The following is a 14,894-nucleotide window of genomic DNA, read 5'->3' as shown; positions in this document are numbered from 1 at the left end:
AGCAGACGACAGGGCCAGCCGCTCCGCGAAGGAGGGGCTGGCCCGCCGGCAGACCTATTCAGCTCGCTTCAACCCAGGAGGTAACGACAACTCGCACCGGAAAGACGACAGCACCACGGAGATGGGCAGGCCCACCAGAACTCTGGTGAGCGCTTTCGGGCTGCAGAGGGCTCGGATAAAACCACAACCCGCTGCCAGGCCAATGAAACATCATACATTGTGAAGTCCGGCCCCAAACAGAGCACAGGCATTGCTGGTGCTCTGGCGCGCCACCGCCTGCAGCGATTCACCGCGCAGGTCGGCCACCCGCTGGGCCACGGCCGCCACGAAGGCCGGCTCATTGCGCTTGCCGCGCCGGGGCACCGGGGCCAGAAATGGGCAATCGGTCTCTACCAGGTAGCGATCCGCTGGCACTTGCTGGGCGCAGGCGTGCGTGTCGGTGGCTTTCGGGAAGGTGACGTTGCCGCTGAAGCTGATGAAGAGCCCCAGCTCCAGGAAGCCTTTCATCTCGTGGGGTGTGCCACTCCAGCAATGCATCACGCCCCGGGGGCAGGCACCACGGCCGGCGCGCTCCCGCAACTCCGCGAGCATCGGCTCAGCCGCATCGCGGCAGTGAATGATCACGGGCAGATCCAGCTCCACCGCCAGATCCAGCTGGGGCCGAAGCATCGCCAGCTGGTGCTCCAGGTTCTTGTCGCGAAACAGATCCAAACCCAGCTCACCGATCGCCACCACCCGGGGGTCATCGAGTGCAGCCGCCTTCAAGACAGCCGGCGTGTCAACCTCCCAATGTTCAGGGTCGAGGGGGTGCACACCCACCGCGTAGCGAAGCTCCGGGAAGCGATCGGCCAGAGCGCGAATCGCCGGAATCTCGGAGGGTTCCACACAAGCGTGAAGGAGGCGACCCACGCCGGCATCACGCCAGCGCTGGGCCACCTCCTCCAGGTCGTCATCGAAATTTCGGAAGACGATGTGGCAGTGGCTATCGATCAGGGGAGCTTCAAGGCTCTCAAGGGCGACAGCCGCAGCCATGGGACAAGGGGAATCAGGCGAACCCGAACCCTAGACAAGTCACCAGGGCGTTCTTCAGGCCTGAGCCGCGGGCTCAACCGCCTTCTTCACCGCAGCGCTGAGGCGAGACTTCTGATGGGCGCCGTTGTTGCGGTGCAGCACGCCCACTTTCACGGCCTTATCGATCTTGCTGAACGCAGCGCTCATCGTGGTTTGCACGGCCTGCTTAGCCGCATCGCCGGGCTCCTTGCTGTAGGCATCACAGGCGGAGAAGCAGCGCTTCATCAGGGTGCGCACCGCAGACTTGTAGGTGCGGTTGTGCAGGCGATTGCGCTCAGCGATCAGAACGCGCTTCTTCGACGACTTGTTATTGGCCACAGGCTGTACTGCACTGGCACGGCAAACGAAGACTCTACTCCCAAGCCCGACCGGCTCTGGCCACCTGGGCCACTAGCTTGATCCAAGAACGCCCGACGCCATGAGCGCCACCGCTCCAAGCGCCTCTGCCAGCTCCTCGGTCAGCGCCGCCGCCGCAACCACCCCTGGCGACATTGCACCGCTGCAGATCGAGCTGCTGCATGACGCCCAGGCCGCCGGCGACCGCCTGGAAGCCATCGCGGAGCGCACGGGTGGCGGCCAAAGCCGCGAGGCCGCAGAACGCGTCGACGCCATCTTGGAGCAGGTGCGCACCCAGGGCGACGCCGCCCTGATGGAGCTCACCGAACGCTTTGATGGCGTGCGTCCGGATCCGCTGCGCGTGCCGGCCGACGAGCTGGCAGCCGCCTGGGCCGCCACGCCCACCGACCTGCAGGAAGCGCTGCAGCTGGCCCACCGCCGGATCGTGGATTTCCACCAACGCCAAAAGCCGGCGGATCTGGAGGTCACCGGGGTGCACGGCGAGCGCCTGGGGCGCCGCTGGAGGCCCGTGGAACGGGCGGGGCTCTACGTGCCCGGTGGCCGCGCCAGCTATCCGAGCACCGTGCTGATGAATGCCGTGCCCGCACGCGTGGCCGGTGTGCAGCGCCTGGTGATGGTCACCCCGCCTGGGCCGGATGGCCGCGTGAACCAAACCGTGCTGGCGGCCGCCCATCTGGCGGGCATTGAAGAGATCTACCGCGTGGGCGGCGCCCAGGCGGTAGCCGCCCTCGCCTACGGAACCGAATCCATTCCCAGGGTGGATGTGATCACCGGCCCAGGCAACCTCTACGTCACCCTGGCCAAAAAAGCGGTGTACGGCCGCGTCGCCATCGATTCGCTGGCAGGCCCCAGCGAAGTGCTGGTGATTGCCGACCACAGCGCCAACGCCGACCACGTGGCCGCCGATCTGTTGGCGCAGGCCGAGCACGATCCCCTGGCCGCCGCGATTCTGCTCACCACCAGCGCTGAGCTGGCCGCCGCTGTACCCGCCGCGATCGAAGCGCAGTTGGCGGGGCACCCCCGCGCCGCGATCACCCGCCAGGCCCTCAACGACTGGGGCCTGATCGTGGTGTGCGACAGCCTCGATCAGGCGGCACGCCTCAGCGATCGTTTCGCACCGGAGCACTTGGAGCTGCAGGTAGAGCGCCCCGAGCCCCTGGCCGAACAGATTCAGCACGCCGGCGCCATCTTCATGGGGGCTTGGACACCAGAGGCGGTGGGCGACTACCTGGCCGGCCCGAACCACACCCTGCCCACCTCAGGCACCGCCCGCTTCGCCGGCGCCCTCTGCGTGGAAACGTTCCTGCGCCACACCAGCCTGATCCAGTTCAACCGCCAGGCCTTGGAGGCCACAGGCGCCGCCGTGGCCACCCTCGCCGACAGCGAGGGGCTGCACAGTCACGGCGAATCGGTGCGGCTGCGGCTGGGTTAAGCCCTGGCCGGCTCAGCTCAGCGCTTCACCAGATCGCGCACGCCGGCCACACCATCGTTGATCTCACCCACCAGAACCTGGTCGGTGATGTTCACGAACAGGCCGTTCTCGAGCACACCAGGGAGGTTATTGATCGCCTTCTCGAGGCCCACCGGATCGGTGATGCCACCGGCGAATTTCACATCGAGCACCAGGTTGCCCTGATCGGTCACCACCGGGCCGGCCTTCTTCACCGCCATGCGCAGCTGGGCATCGCCGCCCATGGCCTTGAGCTGGGCCTGCACCTGACGCCAGGCGCCGGGCAACACCTCCACCGGCAGCAGAAAGCCCAGGTTGAGGGTGTCGACCAGCTTGGTGGAATCCACCACCACCACAAAACGCTCAGCGCGCACCGCCACCAGCTTTTCCTGCACGTGGCAGGCACCGCCACCCTTGATGAGCTGGAAGGAGGGATCCACCTCATCGGCCCCATCGATCGCCAGGTCGATGCGATCCACGGCATTGAGGCTCTGCAGGGGGATGCCCAGCTCAGCCGCCAGCACTTCGCCCTGGAAGGAGGTGGTTACCCCCACGATGTCGGTGAGTTCACCGCTCTTGAGCTTGGCGCCCAGGGCCTGAATCATCAGGGCCGCCGTGGAACCAGAGCCCAGGCCCACCACCATGCCGCTGCGAATCTGTTCGGTGGCCGCTGCTGCCACGGCCTGTTTCATCTGGTCTTGAAGATCCGCCATCACGCCGTTTTCTCTGAGGCGTGACCGTAGCTCAGGCGCTGGGGAGCGCCTCCGGACGAATCGAAAGCTGCAACTCCTGCTCACCGCGCAGCACCGTGAGCGGCAACACCTCACCCACCGTGGCCCCTTCCACCAACCGCAGCAGGGTGGCGGGATCAGGAACGGAGTGGTCGGCCGCGGCCACCACCAGATCGCCGCGGCGCAGGCCGGCTTTCTCGGCGGGGCTCTCCGGAATCACCCGCTGCACCAGGGCACCATCGCGTTCGGGCAACTGCACCAGGGCATTGGGATCGCTGTTGTTGTCCCGGGCGAGGCGGGCATTGAGGGGCACCAGCTGCAGACCCAGGTAGGGATGCACCACCGAGCCACCGTTGCCCAGCTGGGCAGCCACACCTTTGGCCAGGTTGATCGGAATGGCAAAGCCCAACCCGGCGCCGGGACCGGAGCGCACCAGGGTGTTGATACCCACCACCTCACCATCGGCGTTAATCAAGGGGCCGCCGGAGTTGCCGGGGTTGATGGCAGCGTCGGTCTGGATCAGCTCCAGACGCTTATCCGAAAAGCCAAGGCTGGTGATGTTGCGGTGCAGGCTGCTCACGATGCCCAGGGTCACCGTGCGCTCCAGGCCGTAGGGCGTGCCCAGGGCAATGGCCCAATCCCCCACCTCCAAGGCTTCGGAATCGCCGAGGGGAGCCGCTTTCACGCCGGATCCCACCGGGATACTCACCACAGCCAGATCCGTGATGGCATCGGCCCCGAGCACACGGCCCTCCAGCTCACGCCCGTCGGGAAGGCTCACCTCCACCCGATCAGCCCCATCCACCACATGGGCGTTGGTGAGCACCAGGCCCTTGGCATCAATCACGATGCCCGACCCCTGCCCACGCTCGCGGGTGTGAGGCATCTGATCGCCGAACAACTCCCGCAGCAGCGGGTCGTTAAAGGCTGGATCCAGGCCGATGCGAGGCACGCTGCGCTCGGTGTCGATGCGCACCACCGCCGGCGCCACCCGCTTCACCGCACTGGCCACAAAACTGTGGCCGGCTCCGGAGCGATCGGCCCAGGCCGGTGCCGCCAGCCACAGGCTCACCAGCAGCAACAGCGGTAGAGCAAGGAGGCGGCGCACGTCAGCCCAGACGATTGCAGCTCAGGCTAGGCAGACCCGACGGGCGGCCAACGCAGCAGCCGGGTGGTGAGGGCCCCATCGGAGCCCAGCTCCAGCAAGCGGCCCCCGGGCCAATCGGGCTGGCCGAGCGGGCAGGGCTGCACGGCACTGAAGGCCGCCAGGGTGGAGGGGCAGGCCCAGAGCTGCAGGGGGAGCCCACCCACTCGCGGGGTCTGACCATGCCAATGCTGATGCACATGACCGAAGACCACCCCGCGCACCTGAACGCTGGTGCGTAGGTGCTGCAACAGCGGCTCGGGCTCCTGCAAGGCAATCCGATCGAGCTCAGGGCTACCGATCGGCACCGGCGGATGGTGCAGCGCCACCAACAGGGGAGCAGAACTGACCAGGAGCTGGCGTTGCACCCAGGCGCGCTGGGGGGCGTCGAGCCAGCCGGCCACTGAGCCGGGCCGATGGCTGCTCAACAGCAGCAGGTGCCAGCCGCCCAGCGGCAGAAGCGCTGGCGCGATCCAAGCCTGGCGCCCGAGGGCAGCCCGCAACAGGCCGGGGTGATCGTGGTTGCCAGGCAACAGGGCCGCCGGCACCGCCCATGCCTCCAGCAACTCCCGCAGGCGCACGTAGCCACCGAGGCTCTCGTCCTGGCAGAGATCGCCACTGATCAACAGCAGATCCGGGGGTTGGCCCAGCTGGAGGAGCGCCTGTTGCCAGCCGTGCTGCAGCGCATCCAGGGCCACCCGGCCGCGGCAGCGGCCACGGGGATCCGCCAACAGATGGGGATCACTCAGCTGAAGCACCCGCAACACCACCTGCTCCTCGGCCATAGGCCTAAGTTGCCGGTTCCGCGCATGGCTGGCATGGCTGCAATCCCCCCGGGCACCCGTCAACGCTGCTCGCTCTGCCAGGTGGAGATCCAGGGCATGGCCGGCGGCGGTGACCTGGTGCACTTCAGCCAGGGCGGCCCCTCCACGCGCTCAAAGCTGTGGGCCCGCGTGTGCCAGTACCTGCGCACCGATGAGCAGAAGGCGCAGTGCCTCAACCAAGACCCAACCCTCCGGGGCGAACAGAAGCCCGGCGATGCCTACATGGAGCCGCCCGCCGTGGATCTCAATGCCCCGGGCGGCCCGCTCGGCGGCTGAAACTCCGTCGAGGAGGCCTCACCCTGATCCTCTAGGGTTCATGTGTGCCCGGCGGGCACCCCTGCTGCTTGCGCGGATTCGAAACGGCCATCGTTTCGAGGTCCAGCAACAGCCAGGTTGCAGATCACTGCAGGTGCCGGACGGGTTGCCCGTCCCCCGACCAGCGATCCGGCTTGCCGCATCCCCTCATCCCCGATCTCGAGCGCCTGGCCAGCCAGGTGGCCGCCGACGCCGGATTTCAGGTGTGCGGCGTGCAGCTCCTCACCCATCGCATCCCGATGACGCTGCTTGTGCAGCTGCGTTTGGCCGATGGGGGTGACGTGAGCCTCGACAACTGCGCCAGCTTCAGCGGCGTTCTGGGCGAAGCCCTCGAGGCGGCCGCCCTGATCGAGGACGCCTATGTTCTGGAGATCAGCAGCCCCGGCATCGCCGAAACGCTGAATGATGACCGGGACTTCCGCAGCTTCCGCGGATTTCCGGTGTGCGTTCGCTACCGCGATGCCAAAACCGGCGCCGAGGCCGAACGGGAAGGCCTCCTGCTGGAGCGAACCGACGACAGCGTGCAGATCAATGTGCGCGGCCGCACCGTTCGCCTGCCCCGCGTCGATGTGATCACCGTTCGGCTCACCACCCCGACTGAGGGCTGAAGCCGCCGCCGCTCTCCCCCGTCCCCCAAGACCACCCGTTTCTCCCACCTCCTATGGCACTGGTTCTCCTCCCCGGTCTGTCGAACCTGATCGAGGACATCAGCGAAGAGAAGAAGCTGCCTGCCCAGGTGGTGGAGTCGGCCCTGCGTGAAGCGCTGCTCAAGGGCTACGAGCGCTACCGCCGCACCCTGTATCTGGGCATCAGCGAAGACCCCTTCGAGGAGGACTACTTCTCCAACTTCGATGTAGCGCTCGACCTCGATGAGGAGGGCTACCGCGTGCTGGCCTCCAAGATCATCGTGGAAGAGGTGGAGAGCGAAGACCACCAGATCGCCCTGGCCGAGGTGATGCAGGTGGCCGAGGACGCCCAGGTGGGCGACACCGTGGTGCTCGATGTCACCCCGGAAAAAGAAGATTTCGGCCGGATGGCCGCCGCCACCACCAAGCAGGTGCTGGCCCAGAAGCTGCGCGATCAACAGCGCCGCATGATCCAGGAAGAGTTCGCGGATCTCGAAGATCCCGTGCTCACCGCCCGGGTGATCCGCTTCGAGCGCCAGAGCGTGATCATGGCCGTGAGCAGCGGCCTAGGCCGCCCCGAGGTGGAGGCCGAGCTGCCCCGCCGCGACCAGCTCCCCAACGACAACTACCGGGCGAACGCCACCTTCAAGGTATTCCTCAAGGAGGTGAGCGAGATCCCCCGCCGCGGACCGCAGCTGTTCGTGAGCCGCGCCAACGCTGGATTGGTGGTGTATCTGTTCGAAAACGAGGTGCCCGAGATCCAGGAAGGATCGGTGCGGATCGTGGCTGTGGCCCGCGAGGCCAATCCCCCCAGCCGCTCGGTGGGTCCGCGCACCAAGGTGGCCGTGGACTCGGTGGAGCGCGAAGTGGATCCGGTGGGTGCCTGCATCGGCGCCCGAGGCTCCCGCATTCAGCAGGTGGTGAACGAGCTGCGCGGCGAAAAGATCGACGTGATTCGCTGGTCGCAGGACCCTGGCCAATACATCGCCAACTCCCTGAGCCCGGCCCGTGTGGAAGCCGTACGCCTGGTCGATCCCGAGGGCCAGCACGCCCACGTGCTGGTGCCGCCCGATCAGCTCAGCCTGGCCATCGGCCGCGAAGGTCAGAACGTGCGCCTGGCCGCCCGCCTCACCGGCTGGAAGATCGACATCAAGAACAGCACCGAATACGACCAGGCCGCGGAAGACGAGAAGGTGTCGGAGCTGATCGCCCAGCGCCAGGAAGAAGAAGCGCTCCAGGCAGAAGCTGAGGCACGCCTGGAGGCCGAGCAGGCCCTGCGTGCCGAGGAGGACGCCCGCCTGCGGGAGCTCTATCCCCTGCCGGAGGACGAAGAGGACTACGGCGCCGAAGCCAGCTACGACGAGGCCACCACCGAAGAGCCCGCCGTTGAGCAGGCCAGTGAAGACGTTCCCGAGCAACAGCCCGCGAGCGATGAGGTGGCCGGCGACGATGAGGAAGGAGCCCGGTGAGTGAACGCAGCGTCCTCAGGCGCTGTGTGACCTGCCGAGAGCTGCTGGATCGTCGGCAGCTCTGGAGGGTCATCCGCCTGGCGGACGGAGGACTCGCGCTGGATCAGGGCATGGGCCGATCGGCCTACCTCTGCCCAACGCGCGACTGTCTGGAGGAAGCCAGACGCCGCAAGAAGCTGCAGAAAGGCCTGCGTTGTCAGGTTGCAGATTCCATCTACGCGGCACTGGAGCAGCGCCTGCACGCCACCTCTTCTGCAGGCTCTGAGGCAAGATGAATGTTGGCCTCACCGTGTGTGGAGGCCCGGTGGCACCCGTGGCACCGACCCTTTGGAGCACTGAATGACCAGCAGCGGCAAAGTCAGGATTTACGAGCTGTCCAAGGACTTGGGCCTTGAGAACAAGGACGTGCTCGATGCCGCCGAGAAGCTCTCGATCGCCGCGAAGAGCCACAGCAGCTCCATCAGCGACGACGAGGCAGCTCGCATCCGCACGCTGATCAAAACCGGCGGCAACGGCACCAAAGCCGCTGCAGCGCCGGCACCAGCTGCGCCGCCCCAGAAAGCCATCCTTTCGGTGAAGAAAGCACCGTCCGCACCGGCACCGGCTGCTCCTCAGGCCCCAACCAAACCAGCGGCAAGCACTCCCGCCGCACCGGCCAAACCGGCGGCGCCTTCCGCTCCGGCCGCCGCCAAGCCGCCAGTGGCCGCTCCAGCACGTCCTGCCGCGCCCGCTCCGGCTGCTGCTAAGCCCGCTCCAGCGCCTGCCAAGCCGGCCCCGTCAGCCGCCAAGCCCGCCGCGCCCACGCCGCGCCCCGCGGCTCCTGCACCCCAAGCCGCTAAGCCGGTGGCCCCTCCGGCACGCCCGGCGGCTCCCGCTGCACCACCGGCACGCCCGGCCGCTGCCAAGCCCACCGCTGCTCCGGCACGTCCTGGCGCTCCAGCCCCCGGCCGGCCCGCTCCAGCGATCGTGTCGAAGGCGCCTGCAGGTGCACCACCGGTTCGCAAGCCCGCACCCCCCAGCGCTGCCGCACCATCGCGCCCGGTGGCGCCGCCGCAGCGACCGGCTGCAGCGCCCACACGCCCCGGCGCCCCTGCCCCCACCCGGCCTGGCGCCGGCGGCGGTAACAAGCCCCAATTGGTGGGCCGTCCCCAGAGCGGTCAGGGCGGTAGCCGCCCAGCCCCTCCCTCCGGTCGTCCATCGCTGAGCCAGCGCCCCGGCATGCCGACCCGTCCAGGTGCCCCGGCGCCTGTACGCGGCGCCAAGCCCGGCACCCCCCCGGCGCGCCCCCAGGTGGAGCTGGTCGGCAAACCGATCCGCCGCGATGTGGGGGGCCCTGCCGGAGGTAGCAATCGCCCTGCACCGCCCACACGGCCTGGCATGCCTGGCATGCGCAAGCCCGTGGCACCGGGCGAGCTGATGCAACTGCAGAAGCCGGGCGCTCGCCCGGCTGCAGCACCACCGCGGCGCCCCGGTGCACCGGCCGGAGCAGCCGGAGCCGATGGTGATCAAGCCGCGCGTCCCGTGGCCACGCCGCCGAGCGCACCGCGTCGGCCCAACTTCCGGGCACCGCAACCGCCCGCCGGAGGCCGCCCTCGCCGCCCCGATTGGGACGACAGCGCGAAGCTCGAAGCCCTGCGCAGCCGCTCGCCGCAAAAGCAGCGCCAGAAGGTGCACATCATTGGCGAAAACGACGACGCCCTGACGGCCGAAACCGGCGGTTACGCCGGCGAACAGGAAGCCGTGGTGCTGCAGGCCTCTCTGGCACGCCCCGCCAAGCCGAGGGCTGCCGCAACTGCTCAACGCAAGCCCACAGCCGTCGCCCGCAAGCGCAAGAAGGAAACCACCCGTCAGCGCCAGCGCCGCCGCGCCATGGAGTTGCGCGCCGCCCGTGAGGCCAAGCTGCAGCGGCCCGAAATGCTGATCGTGCCGGAGGGCAACCTCACGGTGCAGGAGCTGGCCGATCGCCTGGGCGTCGACAGTTCCGAGATCATCAAGAGCCTGTTCTTCAAGGGCATCATCGCCACCGTCACCCAGACCCTCGATCTCTCCGCGATCGAGAACGTGTCTGAGGAGTTCGGTGTGCCCGTGCTCGAGGACGACGTGGAGGCCGCCGCCGCCAAGACGGTGGAGATGATCGAGGAGAGCGATCTGGCTCACCTGATCCGCCGCCCGCCCGTGGTCACCGTGATGGGCCACGTGGACCACGGCAAAACGAGCCTGCTCGACTCGATCCGCAAAACCCGCGTGACCGCCGGCGAGGCCGGGGGCATCACCCAGCACATCGGTGCGTACCAGGTGGAAGTGCCCCACGCCGGGGAACAGCGCAAGATCACCTTCCTCGACACCCCTGGCCACGAGGCGTTCACCGCCATGCGTGCTCGTGGCACCAAGGTGACCGACGTGGCCGTGCTGGTGGTGGCCGCCGATGACGGCGTGCGCCCCCAGACCCTGGAGGCCATCAGCCACGCCCGCGCCGCCAAGGTGCCGATCGTGGTGGCGATCAACAAGATCGACAAGGAAGGCGCCTCTCCGGATCGGGTGAAGCAAGAGCTGTCCTCCCACGAGCTCGTGGCGGAGGACTGGGGCGGCAACACCGTGATGGTGCCCGTGAGCGCCATCAAGGGCGAGAACATCGACAAGCTGCTCGAGATGATCCTGCTGGTCACCGAAGTGGAAGACCTGCAGGCCAACCCCGACCGCATGGCGAAGGGCACCGTGATCGAGGCGCACCTCGACAAGGCCAAGGGCCCTGTGGCCACCCTGCTGATCCAGAACGGCACCCTGCGCACCGGCGACGTGCTGGCTGCAGGTCCGATCCTGGGCAAGGTGCGCGCCATGGTCGACGACAACGGCAAGCGCGTGAAGGAAGCTGGTCCCTCCTATGCGGTGGAGGCCCTGGGCTTCAGCGAAGTGCCCACCGCGGGCGACGAGTTTGAGGTCTATCCCGACGAGAAATCCGCCCGTGCCGTGGTGGGTGATCGTGCCACCGAAGCCCGCGCCACCCGTCTGGCGCAGCAGATGGCCTCCCGCCGTGTGTCGCTGGCGTCGATGTCGGGCCAGGCCAGCGAAGGCGAGCTCAAGGAGCTCAACCTAATCCTCAAGGCCGACGTGCAGGGCTCCGTGGAAGCCATCCTCGGCTCCCTCGAACAGCTGCCCCAGGAAGAGGTGCAGGTGCGGGTGCTGCTCTCGGCGCCGGGCGAAGTCACCGAGACCGACGTGGATCTGGCTGCCGCTTCCGGCGCCGTGATCGTGGGCTTCAACACCTCGATGGCACCAGGCGCCAAGCGCGCCGCCGATGCCACCGGCGTGGATGTGCGCGATTACGACGTGATCTACAAGCTGCTCGAGGACATCCAGATGGCCATGGAAGGTCTGCTGGAGCCCGAGCTGGTGGAAGAGGGCCTCGGCGAAGCCGAAGTGCGCGCGGTGTTCACCATCGGCAAGAGCGCGGTGGCCGGCTGCTACGTCACCAACGGCAAGCTGCAGCGCAACTGCAAGGTGCGCGTCTGGCGCGGCAAGGAAAAGGTGTACGAGGGCGACCTCGACTCTCTGCGCCGCGGCAAAGACGACCAGAAGGAAGTGGCCACCGGCTTCGAGTGCGGCATCGGCTGCGATCGCTTCGCCAACTGGCAGGAAGGCGATCGCGTTGAGGCCTACAAACTGGTCACACAACGCCGCACACTGAGCACCTGATCCCGCGCTGCAGCACCCCGTGAATCCGGCAAGACGCGAACCCCTGCTGTGGCTCCAGCTCCTGGGGCTCGCGGCCTTGCCGCTCGAGGCGCTGCTGCTGCTGTTGGTGCTTGCCGGCGCAGATCCCGGCCCCTTTCCCGGCTTTGAGCGCGTACTGGCCTGGGCCCTGGGAGCCCTGGCACCGGCTGTTTTGTTCTGGCGATTTCCGCCCGACCTGTGGTCGCTGCTGCTGCTGCAGGTTCCTCTGCGAGGCCGGCGGCCCGAACAACTGCGCTTGAGCGCTCTTCAGGGAGTTCTGCCGCTCAAACTCCTATCAGCCGCAGGGGCTGTGCTGTTGTTGCCCCTGCTGTGGTGGGCGGACGCCAGCGCAGGCCTGGCCTGGGCCTGGTCACCCCTGTCCGCCAGTCCGCGACTGGTGGTGCTGCTGGTGAGCGTGCCGCTGTTGGCCCTGATGCTCTGGCAGTGGCAGCAACTGATTCAGGCGGTGTGGATGCTCACCAGGCCTGCAAGCCTCGTGGAGCAAACCCTGCCCCTCACCCAGGCCGTCGCCGCAGACACACGCCTCAATGCAGGGCTACCGCTGCTGTTGTTGCCCCCTCTGGCCATGGACGCCGCCAGCGAATCTCCTGCGGAACCACCGCAGCCGGAACCCTCAGTGGCTGTTGATCAGGACGCAGCCGACCCAAGCGAGCCCGTCCCGGCAGCGGAACCCGAATCCGAACCCGAGGCCCATCCCGAAGCCGAGCCCATCGAAGCTTCACAACCAGAGCCAGCCGAGCACTCGGAGCCAACAGAAGAATCCGTTGAAACAGCTCCGGAGCCGCCGGACGACCCTGCTGCAGCCTCAGACGCTGCTGTCGTCGACGCTGGGGTTGCGGTCACGCCAGAGCAAGCCACCGAAGAGCACCAGGGCCCCAACCTGGATTCCTAGATCACTGAGCGCCACGGCATCGCCGACGGATGCACGCATCGCCATCGTGGCCAAACCAACGGCGGCTGATGCGGTGAACGCCAGCCAGAGGCCCCGACGCAGCCCACGCCAAGGCGTTTTGGCCTCCTGCAACAAGCGAGCACGCAGGGCCGGATCAAGGGGCTCACGGGACTGTGATGCCATGGCGCGAGCCCACTGGGCGCAACAGCCTGAATGCTAATTTGATGCGGCTGCCGGTGTAGCTCAGTGGTAGAGCAACTGATTCGTAATCAGTAGGTCGCAGGTTCAAATCCAGTCACCGGCTTTTTCAAAGAGTCAAATCGAAGCGAGAAGCCACTGCGCGCGAGGGGATTATCGCCTTTTAGGAAGGAATCAAAAGCTCTTTGCTTCGTCTAGCCGCATCGAACAAGCGTGGCGTGACCTAACAAGAAAGCAAGATGAATGAGAGCCCAGATAACTCACCCTCTCCTGCTAGTGCGGATTGCTCTGAAGTGTGATCTTGCCGTTCAAGAGATGCATTGAAACCAGTTGCGAGCACCTTCGGTGCACGCCGCCAGAATCAGGCCATGGCAGATCTGTTCACACCCCTGCGCCTGGGCGAGCTTGAGCTCCCCAACCGCATCTGGATGGCACCGCTCACACGTTGCCGCGCTGAAGCCGAGCACGTGCCCGGTGAGCTGATGGCTCAGTACTACAGCCAGCGGGCCAGTGCTGGCCTGATCGTGGCGGAGGCCACGATGGTGATGGAGGGCAACTCAGCCTTCTGGCACGAGCCGGGCATCTACAACCAAGCCCAGATCGAGGGCTGGCGGCTCACCACAGACGCTGTGCACCAAGCCGGTGGTCGTATCGTGCTGCAGATCTGGCATGGCGGGCGTGCCTGCCATCCCTTGCTGAATGGAGGACGGCAGCCCGTAGGGGCAAGCCCCCTGGCCATCTCCGGCGACGAAGTGCATACGCCTGAGGGCAAGAAGCCTTACGTCACACCGCGGGAACTCGCCGATCAGGAACTGCCGGCGATCGTGGAGGGATTCCGCCTGGCCGCGCACCATGCCATGCGCGCTGGCTTTGATGGCGTTGAAATCCACGGCGCCAACGGCTATCTGCTCGATTCCTTTCTGCGGGATGGCAGCAACCAACGCCAAGGCCCCTACGGCGGCTCCCGCGACAACCGCGCCCGGCTGTTGATGGACGTGCTTGAGGCGGTGGCGCAAGAAACGTCCCTGATGGGTCTTCGCCTTTCACCGCTCAACGGCTACAACGCGATGCACGATTCCGATCCGATCGGGCTGATCAGCTGGTTAGCGGAGCAGCTCAATGCGGTTCCTCTCGCCTACCTCCACCTCATGCGGGCTGATTTATTGGGTGAGCAGCTGGGTGATGTACTCACCCCCACCAGAGAGCGATACCAGGGCGTGCTGGTGGCCAACATGGGCTATGGAGCCGAGGAGGCCAACGCTGCCATTCACTCCGGCGCGGTGGATGCGGTGGCTTTCGGCAGACCGTTCATCGCCAACCCGGATCTGCCGGAACGGTTTGCGTCGAACGCTCCACTGACTACGGCGGATCCCGCAACGTTTTACAGCGCCGGGCCCGCCGGCTACATCGACTACCCACGCCTGAATGGGTAAACCCCAGGGTTGAACGATGGATCAGGCCACCATGCAGGTCTTGCTGGATGCCGCCCGCCAGGAGGCGGAGCAAAGCTGGCAGGAGGGTGGCATTCCCATCGGCGCCGTGCTCGCCCAGGAAGACGGCACGATCGTGGCCCGTGGGCACAACCAACGGGTGCAGAACGGCGACCCCACAAGCCATGGGGAAACCCAATGCATTCGCAATGCAGGCCGCCGCCGCGACTGGCGCGACCTCACTCTCGTGACCACACTCTCGCCCTGCCCGATGTGCGCCGGCACCGCCGTGCTACTGGGCTTTCGCCGGGTGGTGATCGGTGAGCGCAAGAGCTTTCAAGGCGCCGAACGGTGGCTGCGCGAAGCCGGTATCGAGGTGCACTGCCTGAACGACCCCGCCTGCGAAAAGCTGATGCAGAGGATGCTGCAAACCAAACCTGAACTCTGGGCAGAAGACATCGGGCAGTGATGGCGCAGCGGTGGCACTCGCACCTGCCAGCCGCACCCAGTGGCGCACAACAAAAAGCCCCCGCTTGCGCAGGGGCCTTCCGATCCAACCGAGGTTGAACCATGTTGAGAGTCAACCTCAGCCGATGGCGGGGGCAGTCAGAGCCACGGGGGTGGCTTCGGCTGCTGCCAGGTCGAGGGGGAAGTT

Annotated in this window: 15 protein-coding genes and 1 tRNA gene; 10 read left to right on the top strand and 6 right to left on the bottom strand. The window is 66.9% G+C overall.

Annotation, left to right across the window (positions count from 1 at the left end):
* Window positions 1-210 precede the first annotated feature (210 nt).
* Window positions 211-1,032 carry a TatD family hydrolase gene (locus KUL97_RS00080; RefSeq protein ID WP_217794607.1) on the bottom strand — a complete coding sequence of 274 codons (822 nt, stop codon included), beginning with the start codon at window positions 1,030-1,032 and terminating at the stop codon, window positions 211-213.
* A 54-nt stretch (window positions 1,033-1,086) separates the two neighbouring features.
* Entirely contained in the window at window positions 1,087-1,389 is a 303-nt protein-coding gene (gene rpsT / locus KUL97_RS00075; protein WP_217794605.1) for a 30S ribosomal protein S20, read from the bottom strand.
* A gap of 100 nt (window positions 1,390-1,489) precedes the next feature.
* Here rpsT and hisD point away from each other — a divergent pair, with 100 nt between their 5' ends.
* Complete coding sequence (gene hisD, locus KUL97_RS00070) at window positions 1,490-2,860, top strand: histidinol dehydrogenase (protein ID WP_217794603.1); 1,371 nt, start codon at window positions 1,490-1,492, stop codon at window positions 2,858-2,860.
* A gap of 17 nt (window positions 2,861-2,877) precedes the next feature.
* Here the strand turns inward: hisD and rpiA are convergent, their stop codons facing one another.
* The 3 genes from rpiA to KUL97_RS00055 are packed head-to-tail and all read right to left on the bottom strand — an operon-like array spanning window position 2,878 to window position 5,538.
* Complete coding sequence (gene rpiA, locus KUL97_RS00065) at window positions 2,878-3,591, bottom strand: ribose-5-phosphate isomerase RpiA (protein WP_217794601.1); 714 nt, start codon at window positions 3,589-3,591, stop codon at window positions 2,878-2,880.
* Between the two features lie 31 nt (window positions 3,592-3,622).
* Window positions 3,623-4,717, bottom strand: a complete 1,095-nt coding sequence (locus KUL97_RS00060) for a trypsin-like peptidase domain-containing protein (protein WP_217794599.1) — start codon at window positions 4,715-4,717, stop codon at window positions 3,623-3,625.
* A 26-nt stretch (window positions 4,718-4,743) separates the two neighbouring features.
* The gene (locus KUL97_RS00055; RefSeq protein WP_217794598.1) at window positions 4,744-5,538 is read right to left on the bottom strand and encodes a metallophosphoesterase; all 795 of its coding nucleotides are present in this window, start codon (window positions 5,536-5,538) and stop codon (window positions 4,744-4,746) included.
* A gap of 33 nt (window positions 5,539-5,571) precedes the next feature.
* Here KUL97_RS00055 and KUL97_RS00050 point away from each other — a divergent pair, with 33 nt between their 5' ends.
* From KUL97_RS00050 to KUL97_RS00025, 6 genes are all read left to right on the top strand, one after another.
* Complete coding sequence (locus KUL97_RS00050; protein WP_217794596.1) at window positions 5,572-5,853, top strand: hypothetical protein; 282 nt, start codon at window positions 5,572-5,574, stop codon at window positions 5,851-5,853.
* A 173-nt stretch (window positions 5,854-6,026) separates the two neighbouring features.
* Entirely contained in the window at window positions 6,027-6,500 is a 474-nt protein-coding gene (gene rimP, locus KUL97_RS00045; RefSeq protein WP_217794594.1) for a ribosome maturation factor RimP, read from the top strand.
* Between the two features lie 53 nt (window positions 6,501-6,553).
* Complete coding sequence (gene nusA, locus KUL97_RS00040) at window positions 6,554-7,987, top strand: transcription termination factor NusA (RefSeq protein WP_217794592.1); 1,434 nt, start codon at window positions 6,554-6,556, stop codon at window positions 7,985-7,987.
* Window positions 7,984-8,262: a YlxR family protein gene (locus tag KUL97_RS00035; RefSeq protein ID WP_217794590.1), complete on the top strand. Its 279-nt coding sequence runs from the start codon at window positions 7,984-7,986 to the stop codon at window positions 8,260-8,262. Before nusA ends, KUL97_RS00035 begins: the two co-directional genes overlap by 4 nt.
* Before the next feature lie 64 nt (window positions 8,263-8,326).
* Window positions 8,327-11,680 carry a translation initiation factor IF-2 gene (infB, locus tag KUL97_RS00030; RefSeq protein ID WP_217794588.1) on the top strand — a complete coding sequence of 1,118 codons (3,354 nt, stop codon included), beginning with the start codon at window positions 8,327-8,329 and terminating at the stop codon, window positions 11,678-11,680.
* A gap of 19 nt (window positions 11,681-11,699) precedes the next feature.
* Entirely contained in the window at window positions 11,700-12,611 is a 912-nt protein-coding gene (locus tag KUL97_RS00025; protein ID WP_217794586.1) for a low-complexity tail membrane protein, read from the top strand.
* Here KUL97_RS00025 and KUL97_RS00020 read toward each other — a convergent pair.
* Entirely contained in the window at window positions 12,525-12,794 is a 270-nt protein-coding gene (locus KUL97_RS00020) for a DUF3493 domain-containing protein (RefSeq protein WP_217794584.1), read from the bottom strand. The two genes, KUL97_RS00025 and KUL97_RS00020, sit on opposite strands and share 87 nt — an antisense overlap.
* 49 nt (window positions 12,795-12,843) lie before the next feature.
* Between KUL97_RS00020 and KUL97_RS00015 the strand changes: the two genes are divergently transcribed.
* The 3 genes from KUL97_RS00015 (at window position 12,844) to KUL97_RS00005 (ending at window position 14,708) form a co-directional block, all read left to right on the top strand.
* Window positions 12,844-12,915 (top strand) — tRNA-Thr (locus KUL97_RS00015).
* Between the two features lie 262 nt (window positions 12,916-13,177).
* On the top strand, window positions 13,178-14,242 hold the full coding sequence (locus KUL97_RS00010; protein ID WP_217794582.1) for an alkene reductase: 1,065 nt from the start codon (window positions 13,178-13,180) through the stop codon (window positions 14,240-14,242).
* A gap of 16 nt (window positions 14,243-14,258) precedes the next feature.
* Complete coding sequence (locus KUL97_RS00005; protein WP_254896019.1) at window positions 14,259-14,708, top strand: nucleoside deaminase; 450 nt, start codon at window positions 14,259-14,261, stop codon at window positions 14,706-14,708.
* Window positions 14,709-14,894 lie beyond the last annotated feature (186 nt).

This window comes from Synechococcus sp. HK05 (assembly GCF_019104765.1).
Taxonomy (GTDB): Bacteria; Cyanobacteriota; Cyanobacteriia; order PCC-6307; family Cyanobiaceae; genus Vulcanococcus.
The sequence above is the reverse complement of the archived record's forward strand: the minus strand, read 5'-3'. Positions and strand labels throughout refer to the sequence as shown.